Below are 6,936 nucleotides of genomic sequence, written 5' to 3'. Positions count from 1 at the left end.
TTCACGCCGGACGGCGTGAAGAGGATATCGTTCACGAGGCCGCCCGGCATTTCATTCGCCACCGTAACGCCCAGTACCTGGGGATAGCCGGTTATTTTATCCTTGTAGGCATTGTATATGAGGCGCTGCCTGGGATCTCCAAGCGGCATGACCACCAGCTGTTCTTTTTCGAATCCCAGGTGCTTGTCCTGCACGAAACGCATCTGATCCGCCACCGCGCCCGTGCCGATGATGAACACGACCGATATCACGAATTGAAGCACGACCAGCATCTTCCGCAGGTTCGTATTCACCGCGCCCGCCCTGGAGGAGCCCTTCAGCACGGCAACCGGCTGGAACGACGACAGGAACAGCGCCGGATAGCTGCCGGCCAGCGCACCGGCCAGTACCACGATGCCGATCAGGCCGAATGCCATGCCCATATCGTCGAAGGCAAAGACCAGGTCCTTGCCGGCCAGGGCGTTGAACGCGGGAAGAAACGCGTAGACCAGACCCACGGCCACGATCAGTGAAAGTACCGCCATGATCGTCGATTCACCCATGAACTGGCCGATCAGCTGAACGCGGAACGCCCCCAGCACCTTGCGGATGCCGACTTCCCGGGCGCGGCCGGCGGAACGGGCCGTCGCCAGGTTCATGAAGTTGATGCAGGCGATCAGCAGGAGAAAGAACGCAACGGCCGAGAAGATGTAAATGTAGGCGATATCGCTGTTCGCGCCGAGTTCCCCGTCGAGGCTCGAATGCAGGTGTATACTGGTCAGCGGTTGAAGTTCGGCTTCGATTTGCGCGTTGAACTGGTTCAGGGCCGGTCCGTAGCGTGATTCGATGAACTCCGCCAGTTTCGGATCGAGGGATTCGGGCGGGAACCCTTCGGCGAGTAACAGGTAGGTATACAGGTCCGGGCCGAAGTTCTGCGTGTTCCTGCCGTAATCCGTACCCCCGTAGATGGGGTTGACGTTGAGCGTTTCGAAGGACCCGAGGAAGCCGAAGGTCATATGGGAATTGCGCGGCACGTCCTCCATGACGCCGGTCACGGTCAGGTCGTACGTGTTGTCGATCCGGATCACCTTGCCCAGGGCTTCCTCGTCACCGAAGTACCGGGCCGCCGTGGATTCGGTCATGACCACCGTATTGGGCGCGTTCAGAGCCGTGTTCGCGTCGCCGCGGACCAGGTTGAAGTCGAACAGGTCCAGGATGCCGGGATCCGCGAAGTAGAAACCCGGCTCGTTGAACCGTCTGTTGCCTTCCACGTAGGTGACCTGCCAGGAGACCAGCGGCGCCTTGATGCGGGTGAACCCTTCGACTTCCGGGAAGGCGTCGGTCAGCATCCACCCCCAGGCCGTCGGGCTTCGCGCGGTGCGGGTTTCCGCCCTGTCTGGCGTCTCGATCGACATGGTGAGCCTATAGATGCGGTCGTGCCGGGACGCGTACCGGTCATAGCCGAGTTCGTCCTGTACGTAAAGCAGGATCAGGATGCAACAGGTCATTCCGACCGCGAGACCCATGACGTTGATTACGGCGTATCCTCGGTGGCGCAGGGCGTTACGATAGGCAATCGTGAGGTAGTTCCGGAACATGATCGCGAGTTATCCTGTCTCGAGCGGGGCCTCGGGTGAATCGGCGCGGCAGTGCGGCTTCGGTCCGTTTTCGACGTGTTCGAACGGCCGTCCATTCAGGCTGATGTCGATCGTTTCGACTCAATCGAATCAAGAAAGGTTGCGGTGAAAGGAGATTTCGGGCCGCGCGAGCGCGGTAAAAGGAGGATTTGCCGGTGCGGGACAAGCCAGCGCGGACTACGCCAGCCGGAAGAGCAATTGCGGAACACGCCAGCGCGGAAGGCCCGTTTCGAAGTGGGATATTCAAATGTAAAATGTAAAATGCCGAGGGACAGAGTCGAACTGTCGACACATGGATTTTCAGTCCACTGCTCTACCGCCTGAGCTACCTCGGCAATCATGTCGGACAAAGCCTGACAAAATTAGCAGTGACTACGGGGAAAGTCAACAGAAATAACCTGGTGGACCGAAACACCGTCACGGCCTGATAAGGGGATACCAGGCGGGGCCGAACGCGGCTTCAGGCTACTTGCCTTCGACCGTGCTGTCATCGAAATGCAGCATGAATTCGATGTAGTCGAGTTCCCGGTCGATGGCCTGCCGCTTGGTGATAATGGTGTTGGTGGCCAGGTAGTGCGCCAGGCCGCGGAACTCCTTGCGGACGCGGACGAGACGGTTGCGGAGATAAGGCGCGTTGGGGTTGTCTCCGGGCATGGCCAGGATCTCACCGTAGAGCCTTTCGATTCTCCCGTCCGTGTCGATCAGGGGATTGCGGACTTCGTCGATGTAGTCCTGGTCGTGGCATTCGCCGCAGGGCGCGGTGATGGACACCATATCGATGTGCACTTCCGTCACGTCGTGGCTGTTGTGGCAGGTGACGCACTCGGGTTCGAAGTCGTTGGCTTCGAACAGGTCTCCGTGGGCACTCTCCCAGAAGCTTTCCAGTGCCTCCGGGTGGCAGCTTCCGCAGTCCTCCGGAACGGCTTCGGGCAGCGGCGCATCCATGAACCCGTTCTGCTCTCCCATGGCCACGGTGAGTATGGTGCTGGTGGGATCGCCCCCGTGGCACGTGTCGCAGAAGACGCCGTTCCACGCGTGGATGCTGCCCTGCCATTCCGCGACCTGTTTGGCGAGGGGTTCACCCAGGCGCTGGTGGCAAAGGGCGCAGTTGTCGGTCATCCGCGTTTCAAGCTTTTGCCAACTCGTAACGGGAGAATCGGGGGTACGTTGAGAATCGGGGGTGCGTTGCCCGCGGGCCGTGGGCAGGATCACGCCAAGCACGAAGGTCAGCATGATCAGAACGGCTGCGGTCCGGAGTAAAAAGGACACTCGGCGTGCTTTCCGGGTTGTAGATTTCGAACAACTGTAGATACGACGCTGCAAACGCAATAGTATACACCGTTCAGCGCTTCTCACTTCAACTAAAAAGCTCTTCCAATGGTAACGATCGCCATATCTGTGATCAAGTACTAACCGCAATCAACACCTTGGAACGCGGGACAGAATTCCCTTTACACGAGGCGCTGGAATCCTATCTTTACCTGTGCTTTTCACATGCAGGAATCCGGTGAAACCCTCCTTAAACACGGGGAATCTCGAATGAAACTGGTTCAATTCTACGAACCCGGCCAGGAGTCCGGCGTGGGCATCTTCCAGGACGACCAGGTCATCGACCTTTCGGAAGTCATGCCGGAGGTGGACACCGTTAACGACCTCCTTTACGTATCTGGAGTAGCCCGTCTTACGCTGTCCGAACTGGTTGAACGTGCCATGAACGACTACGACGGCCAGCTGACCGGGTTTTCCTATGAATCGATCGACGTCACGCCGGACGTGGGCGTCCCTCACCTGATGGTACCGATATTCTCGCCCGAGGTATGGGGCTTCGGCGTGACCTACAAGCGAAGCGCCGAATTCAGGGACGACGACGCCCAGCAGACCATTTATGACCAGGTATACCAGTCCGACCGGCCCGAATCCTTCTTCAAGGCCACCGCTTCCCGTTGTTCCGGACCCAACGCGCCCATTTGCGTGCGCGGCGACTCCAGCTTCACCGCCACCGAGCCTGAACTGGCCTACGTGCTGGGCGATGAGGGCGAAATCGTCGGCTACACCCTGTGCAACGACGTATCGGCCTGGGATATCGAAAAGGCGAATCCGCTTTACCTGAACCAGTCCAAGATCTACCAGGGCTGCTGCGCGCTCGGACCCGCGCTGGTCACCGCCGACGAGATCGACGATCCCTACGATATCGACATTCATTGCAGGATTCTGCGGGACGATGCCGTCGTGTTCGAGGGCGAGGCCAACACTTCGCAGCTGGCGCGCAGTTTCGACGAGTTGAACGAGTACCTCTATCGGGACAACCTGATCCCCGCGGGTACCGTCGTTTCCACGGGCACGGGCATCATCGTGCCGAACGATCTGGGACTGCGTGAGGACGACATCGTGATGATCGCCTCCCCCCAGATCGGCGTACTCTCCAATCCCGTGCGGCAGCTCTGACCTGGACTAAGCGATGGGCAGACGGAACAACGGACTCAACCGGCACCAGAAGGCCTGGCGGAAGCCGGGCGAGGAACGCGTGAGCCGGGAAGATATCGCTGAACTCCTGCGCCTGTCCGAAAGCGGGGATCCCGAAGACCGTATCGTGGCCGCGACCTACATGTGCCCGTGCCACGTCCGTCACCGCAACGAAGAAGTCTGGAAAGCGCTCTACCGGATGATGGAGGATGAGGACGCCCGGGTCCGCCGGCGGGCCTGGCATACGCTGGAAGACGGGGGCTGTCCCACCGATCCGGCCTTCGAACCCATCGTCCGCCGCGCGCTGGATACCGAAACGGACCGCCAGGTACTTGGATTCGCGCGGCAGTTCGCCGAACCGTTTCTCAATGAAGACACGGTGTCCCGGTTGCGCGAGGAAATGCCGGTCGACAGACATCCGAAGCTGACCGGCAAATGCGACTTCTGCGGCAGGACCCGGGTTCCGGTTGCCCAGGACTACGAGACGGAGATCCCCGCGGGCGGGATGACCCGCGCCGCGTGGATTTGCGACGAATGTTCCGCCGGAGGCGTCGACTCTTGAACAGCGCGCACGCCCTGCCGCTTTCTACTTGATTGAAAACCCCCTGATCCACGCTTCCTGCACGACTTAACCCTGGAAAGGCACACCGGTTCATCCAGCCATGTCAATTTATGAAATCGCAGTGATCGGCGGAGACGGCGTCGGTCCGGAAGTCATCGAGGAAGGCATCAAGACACTCGACGCCCTGGGAAACCCGGCTTTTCGTTTCACCCGTTTCGACTGGAGTTCCGAACGCTACAAGCGGACGGGTAGGTTCATTCCCGAGGGCGGGCTGGACCGGCTCGCGGACTTCGACGCCATATTCTTCGGCGCGGTCGGCGACGAGGAGGTGCAGGACCACATCACCTTGAACAACCTGATTCTCCCGATTCGGCGCAGATTCGACCAGTATGCCTGCGTCCGGCCCGCCTTCCTGTACGCGGGCGTGCAGTCCCCCCTGGCTGGAAAGGGGGCCGGAGACATCGACCTGGTGGTCATCCGGGAGAATACCGAAGGGGAATACGCTGATATCGGGGGACGGGTGTATCACCAGACCGACCAGGAAGTCGCGGTCCAGACCTCCGTCTTCACGCGGCACGGTACCGAGCGCATCATCCGCTATGCCTTCGAAGAAGCGCGGCGCCGCGACGGTCGGCGCAAGGTCACGTCCATCACGAAGTCGAACGCCCAGGGCCATGGAATGGTTTTCTGGGACGAAGTATTCGATGGCGTGAAAGCGGAGTACGGGGACGTCGAGACCGAGTCCCTCCTCATCGACGCGGCGGCCATGGATTTCGTGCGCCGGCCCCAGGATTTCGACGTGGTGGTTGCCTCGAACCTCTTCGGCGATATCCTGACCGATATCTCGGCGATCACCGTGGGCAGCATGGGCCTCGCGCCCAGCGCGAACCTGAACCCCGAACGGACTCATCCTTCCATGTTCGAGCCGGTCCACGGCTCCGCCTTCGAACTCATCGGCAAAAGCCAGGTCAATCCCATCGCCACGATCCTCGCGGCAGCCATGATGGTCGAGTTTCTGGGTGAAGAAAAGGCCGGAGCGGCCATTCGCGAAGCCGTATCGGAGAACCTCGCCGAGGGGCGGATGCGCACGCCCGACATCGGGGGCGGGTCGAGTACCGTGGAAGTGGGCGACGACATCGTCGGGCGGCTGTCGAAATGACGGACCGTTACACGAGACCGAGTTCGGCCATGGTCCCGCGCAGAGCGTCCCGCTGTTCCTTCGACAGGGGTCTTCCCGGCGGCCGCGCCGTCCCGCATTCGATGCCCAGCCGCTCGCTGAGCGCCGCCTTGGCCACCGAATGGAACTCGCCGCCGCACGCGCCCAGGGACGCCCACACCCCGCTTGCCCGGTCCTGCGCGGATTCGGCCCGTCCGAGATCCCCCGCAAGGTAGGCCTTCCAGATTTCCACCCAGTATTCCGGCGTGATAATCGGCGGTCCGTCCACACAGCCCGTAGCGCCGATCGTCAGGGCCGGGAGCATCAATTGGTGGTTGCCTACCAGGCATTTCAGTCCCATAGCCGAGAAGTGGCGCACGTTGGCAAAGACCTGGGACGAGTGTTTGAGTCCGGTCAGCTGCGGGACCCGGTCCTGGATCCTCCGCAACAGTGCGGGTGTGATCTCGACGCCCGTGGACTGGGGCAGGTTGTAGACGAACAGGGGAAGGTCCGCCGCGGCCGCCACGACGCGATAGTGTTCGGCGATGGCTTCGTCGGTCCGGCCGTAGAAAAAAGGCGGCACGCAGCAGATGGCCTCCACCCCGGCGCCCGCGGCATGTTCGGCCAGCCGGGCCGCCCTTTCCGTGGTCGCGGCGCCGACATGCATGATATTGTTTATCCGGCCCCGGGCCTGGTCCGCCGCCGCCGAAGCGATCCGCATGTTTTCCTCGTCGCTGAGCAGTATGCTTTCTCCCGTCCCGCCCGCAATCCAGAATCCATGGACACCGGCCTCGATGTTAAATTCCATGACCTGGCGGAACGCCTCTTCATTGAAACTGCCGTCACTGTGCATCGGGGTGATGATGGCGGGCAGGATACCTTCAAACGCGGACATGTGATCGGCTCCTTCCTTTCTGGTCGGGTTTATGCGGACCGGATGTTCCCTGCCGCGCGGCGTGGGTGCGCGTGTCAATGCGCCCAACGCGAATGCGCGCGTATCATGGGAAGGTAAACCGAACGGAGGATTTAGGAAGGGTTATTTCACCTTCCGGAACGGCCATAAACTGCTTGACAATATACGCTTAAACTATTGTAATACAACGATCGTCAACCGGCCGAAGGGACCGGCCGATGCACCC

Annotated in this window: 6 protein-coding genes and 1 tRNA gene; 3 read left to right on the top strand and 4 right to left on the bottom strand. The window is 60.9% G+C overall.

Features of this window, described 5'->3' with window-relative positions; translation table 11 throughout:
* The 3 genes from OXH56_07475 to OXH56_07465 form a co-directional block, all read right to left on the bottom strand.
* The coding region (locus OXH56_07475) for an ABC transporter permease (GenBank protein ID MCY3555146.1) at window positions 1-1,577 on the bottom strand (1,577 nt) is incomplete at its 3' end.
* 301 nt (window positions 1,578-1,878) lie between these two features.
* Window positions 1,879-1,951 (bottom strand) — tRNA-Phe (locus OXH56_07470).
* Between the two features lie 130 nt (window positions 1,952-2,081).
* Window positions 2,082-2,885 carry a cytochrome c3 family protein gene (locus tag OXH56_07465; protein MCY3555145.1) on the bottom strand — a complete coding sequence of 268 codons (804 nt, stop codon included), beginning with the start codon at window positions 2,883-2,885 and terminating at the stop codon, window positions 2,082-2,084.
* Between the two features lie 270 nt (window positions 2,886-3,155).
* Here OXH56_07465 and OXH56_07460 point away from each other — a divergent pair, with 270 nt between their 5' ends.
* The 3 genes from OXH56_07460 (at window position 3,156) to OXH56_07450 (ending at window position 5,800) form a co-directional block, all read left to right on the top strand.
* Window positions 3,156-4,061, top strand: a complete 906-nt coding sequence (locus OXH56_07460; GenBank protein MCY3555144.1) for a fumarylacetoacetate hydrolase family protein — start codon at window positions 3,156-3,158, stop codon at window positions 4,059-4,061.
* A 13-nt stretch (window positions 4,062-4,074) separates the two neighbouring features.
* Window positions 4,075-4,641 (top strand): HEAT repeat domain-containing protein, encoded by a 567-nt coding sequence (locus OXH56_07455; protein MCY3555143.1) that lies wholly within the window; start codon window positions 4,075-4,077, stop codon window positions 4,639-4,641.
* Between the two features lie 100 nt (window positions 4,642-4,741).
* Entirely contained in the window at window positions 4,742-5,800 is a 1,059-nt protein-coding gene (locus tag OXH56_07450; protein ID MCY3555142.1) for an isocitrate/isopropylmalate family dehydrogenase, read from the top strand.
* Window positions 5,801-5,807: 7 nt separating this feature from the next.
* Here the strand turns inward: OXH56_07450 and OXH56_07445 are convergent, their stop codons facing one another.
* Complete coding sequence (locus OXH56_07445) at window positions 5,808-6,692, bottom strand: dihydrodipicolinate synthase family protein (GenBank protein ID MCY3555141.1); 885 nt, start codon at window positions 6,690-6,692, stop codon at window positions 5,808-5,810.
* Window positions 6,693-6,936 lie beyond the last annotated feature (244 nt).

Source organism: Gemmatimonadota bacterium (assembly GCA_026702745.1).
Lineage (GTDB): Bacteria > JAAXHH01 > JAAXHH01 > JAAXHH01 > JAAXHH01 > JAAXHH01.
Note: the sequence above shows the minus strand (reverse complement) of the source record. Positions and strands in the feature narration are given on the sequence as shown.